Here is a 3889-nt window from a genome sequence, read left to right as displayed (position 1 = left end):
CCGGGTCGGCCAGCCCGCCAGGCTGGCCGACCCGGCGGACGCGCACGGTTCCGTGCGACCTGTTCCGGCCGACACCTTCCCGTCGCGCCGCACCCACGCTCTCCCGTCCGGAAAACGCGATGGACAGCTCCACCAGCTTCACCCTGCTCATCCTCACCATCACCCGACCAGGCGGATACCTCGCGCTGGACCTGGTCTATGGCCTCAGCGCCACCCACCCGGACAAGGAAGCCGCCCGAGACCTCGTCGCCCAGATGCTGACCGACCGGATCACCAGCCATCCCCAAGAAGTCCAGCTCCTGCGCCTGGCGTGCGACACCTGGCCACTCAAGCCCGAGGTCACCGGCTTCACCGTCACCGTCGAGACACCCGCCTGACCGCATCAGGAGCCCACGGTGCCCACTGCACAGCCCACCGACAAGCCCAAGCGCCACGCGTCGCCCCCATCAAGCGCGTACACACCGCCGACGGCAGCGAATGCACCCACCCCGTCGCCCCCACCGGCAGCCCCCGCACATCTGAGTGCCCCGGCAAGTTCGGCTACACCGCAGCCTGTTGGTGCGGCTGGAGCACGAACAGCGGCCTGCGCGCGATCGTCGAGGAGAACGCCCGCGGCCACCGTACCCGCTGACCGGCCGCCCCAGCGCGTTGGCGGCCCACGTCGTGGACCCGGGCCGACCACGGCGGCGGCCCCGCTCGCCGCCTGAACCACGACCGTGCACCGGCCCTCGCCCGCACGGCACCCCGCTGTACCCCGGCCGAAGGGATACCCACCCCTGTGAGCACCACCGGCACCGAAGCCGCCATCCGTACCGCCCTGCACGAGGCGCTGACCGCGTACCACGCCACCAGCAGCGCAGCCGCTGACCACGCCCTCGCCGTGTACTCGTGCTCGCTCGCCGCCCACGTAGTGCTGCGGCACGACCCGCACGCCGTGGCCCTCGTGATCGAGGAGGGTGATTACCCGAACTGGCGGAGCGCCCGCGGCGTGGTCAGCGTCGACGGCACCGTGCGCCCCCTGACCGACGACGACGACGAGGACGAGGACGTGGAAGACGCCGACGCCGTGCACAACCTGGTCGACGGCAATGCTGCGGCGTGGCGCCCGCTGTGCAGCCGCTTCGACCGCAGGCATGGCGTGTACCACCTGGACCTCGTCAAGGCCCGCGACGCGGGAACCTCCCTGCTCGCGAAGTAGCCCACCTCTTGCCGCGCCTTGGCCACCGCCCGGGCCCGGGCGCGGCACTCACTCCCGAAGCGACAACTCATGAGTGCGCCGAACACCGCGCCGCCCGGCCCGGCGCATCCGCACCCACGCCCGGTCTCCGCTACCGCGCACCCCGCCGTCATCACATCGCTCGTTCCCCCTCGGAGGAGTTCCGCCTTGCACATCGACCTGGAAACCACCGTCGCCGCACTGAGCGCCGGCGATCACGTCCACGCCCACGGCACAGACAGCCGAGGTGTCGACACCGCGCGCGCCGGCTACCTTCTCGCCGCGCCCCGTCCCGAGACCGGACAGCGCAACAGCGGCCAAGCCGAGGGCTGGCTCGTCTACGTTGGCAAGCGCGGTGATGCCCCTGCCCTGTCCAACCGGCTCATGCTCTACCCGGACACAGGACGCATCGCGCACACTTCCGAGCAGGATCTCAGCCTGTGGCGCGCCACCACGCTGCGGGAGACCGGCGCGAGCTCGCGCACCAAGAACCTGCGGATCCGCTTCGGCGGCCAGGCCACGCGCAGCGCCGTCGAACCGACCCAGGACACCACCGTGTGCGTCACCTACAACACCGAAGGCTGGTACAGCCTGGACGCCACGGACGACGGCTGTACGCAGGTCTTCGAATGCCGCCTCGGCACGAAGATCTGGTGGGCACCGCTGCCGGACGCCCCGGTGGACCTGTTTGCCGACGTCCTGTGACCGCTGCCTATCAGCAGGCGCTGCCACTCGCCGAGTTGAGGGAGGTTGCCACCGCCTCCGACTGGTGCAGACGCTGGACCCATCGCACGCCCTCATGGCGGCACCGGAGTGACGGAGGCTTTGACGCCCGTTGCTTCGAGGTCCATCCGCTGCCGGAGAAGCCGGCCAAAGACTTCGTCCTGGCGCACCACTATTCGGCTTCCTACCCGTCTGCTACCAGGAGGTTTGGCCTCTACCGGGTGGATGCGGGCGAGGCCCGGCTCTCCGGGGTGGCCGTCTTCGGCATCCCGGCCGGCGCGAAAGTGCTCACCCGATCACTGCCCGAACTGCGCCCGAATGTCGAATCGTTGGTGTGCTCGCGCTTCGTGCTGACCGATGCCTGTCCCGGAAATTCCGAGTCGTGGTTCCTGTCGAGATGCTTCTCCGAGCTGCGCGCGGCCGGCGTCAAGGGTGTCGTTTCCTTCGCTGATCCCGTCCCCAGGCGCAGCGCGGACGGCACCCTCACCGCGATCGGACATATAGGGCGAATCTACCAGGCGACGAACGCCGTCTACACGGGCCGCGCGGCAGCACGGACTCTCGTCCTCCTGCCCGACGGCACCATCCTCCACGACCGAGCCGCCCAGAAAATCCGCAGGCAGGAGCAAGGTCACCGGTACTGCGAGGAAAAGCTGATCCGGTTCGGCGCCGCCGTCCCGCGTGCCGGAGCGGACCCCGCCGAGTGGCTGCGGGAGGCCCTCTCCGACATCGGCGCCCGGAGGGTCAGACATCGAGGTGCACACCGCTACATATTCCGTCTGGGGCCAACCGCCGCGAGCGCGAGGCCATCCGCCTGGGCGACCCACCCCTGACCACCTACCCGAAGTTCCCTGACCCGACCGACTGAGCGACGTCCCGCCGGCCTCCATCCACAGGCGCTCTCATCCACTCTGCGGCGAACCCCGCGATGAGGAGAGCGATCCCGATGCCCGTTCCTCGGATCACCCACGTCCGCATGCTCGAGGACGATGCGGCCACCACATGGATCAGCCGGTGGTGGCCCACCCTCTACGAGGCCGACCCGCGGGCGACCGCTTACCAGTCGCCGCAGTGGGTGACCGCCTGGCTGCTTCAACTGCCCTCCTCCAGCAGCCCCGTCGTCATGACTATCGCCGACGAAGGAGGCGTCAGCGCCGCTCTCCCGCTCGCCCGGCACCGCACCGGAGCCACGGACGTGATCTCCGCACTCACGCCGTACGCCGAGTACAACGACCTCGTCGGCCCCGGCGCCCGACACCCCTACATCGCGCAGGCCCTCGCGGCCGACCTCGACCAGTTCCTCCAGGACGGGCAGAACCCCGAACTGGCCCACGTCCCTACCTCCTCCGCGCTCGGCCGCGCCCTCGACGGCCGATCCGCCTGGCACGCGACCCGCACACGCACAGCTCTCGTGCCGCTCCCACTGGACTGGGAGGTCCTGCCCGGCAACCAGCGGCGCCAGCACGCCAAGCGAGAGCGGAGGATCCGCGCCGGCCACGCGATCACCTACGCCCGCACCCGCACCACCGGCGAACTCCTCCAGATGCAACCGGAACTGGAGCGACTGCACGCCGCCCGCTGGGCACCGGCTCCCCGGCCCAGCACGTCACAGCCCGATTGGGGAGCCGTGCTGAACGAACTCACCGACACCACCGCCTTCATCGCCACCATCACCATCGACGGTGCTCTCGCCGCTGCCCAGCTCTGCCTCTACCGCGGCACGACGTGCTGGTCCCTCAGACCCGCCATGAACCCCGGCGCCGCCCGGCTGTCTCCCGGACACCTCCTGCTGCGCAGGCTCATCGACGACCTGTCCAGCCACGGATTCACCGGCCTCGGTCTCGGCCGCACGGCCGAGACCGACGGGCAGACCGGCTACAAGGAGCAGTACCAGCCGCGGTGGAGCACCGCGCTGAGCTTCACGCCGACCCGGCAGCCGCCCCGTCCGGC

Annotated in this window: 5 protein-coding genes; all 5 read left to right on the top strand. The window is 70.4% G+C overall.

Annotation, left to right across the window (positions count from 1 at the left end):
* Positions 1–119: 119 nt before the first annotated feature.
* Complete coding sequence (locus GA0115259_RS07905; RefSeq protein ID WP_093592898.1) at positions 120–377, top strand: hypothetical protein; 258 nt, start codon at positions 120–122, stop codon at positions 375–377.
* 401 nt (positions 378–778) lie between these two features.
* Entirely contained in the window at positions 779–1198 is a 420-nt protein-coding gene (locus tag GA0115259_RS07900; protein ID WP_093592895.1) for a hypothetical protein, read from the top strand.
* A 186-nt stretch (positions 1199–1384) separates the two neighbouring features.
* Positions 1385–1921 (top strand): hypothetical protein, encoded by a 537-nt coding sequence (locus GA0115259_RS07895; protein WP_093592892.1) that lies wholly within the window; start codon positions 1385–1387, stop codon positions 1919–1921.
* Positions 1918–2772 (top strand): Mom family adenine methylcarbamoylation protein, encoded by an 855-nt coding sequence (locus GA0115259_RS07890; RefSeq protein WP_256097943.1) that lies wholly within the window; start codon positions 1918–1920, stop codon positions 2770–2772. Before GA0115259_RS07895 ends, GA0115259_RS07890 begins: the two co-directional genes overlap by 4 nt.
* A gap of 143 nt (positions 2773–2915) precedes the next feature.
* A partial coding sequence (locus GA0115259_RS07885) for a GNAT family N-acetyltransferase (protein WP_161230316.1) occupies positions 2916–3889 on the top strand: 974 nt, incomplete at its 3' end.

The organism is Streptomyces sp. MnatMP-M17, assembly GCF_900091995.1.
In the GTDB taxonomy this organism is placed as follows: domain Bacteria; phylum Actinomycetota; class Actinomycetes; order Streptomycetales; family Streptomycetaceae; genus Streptomyces.
This window is presented reverse-complemented; position numbering and strand designations above follow the sequence as displayed.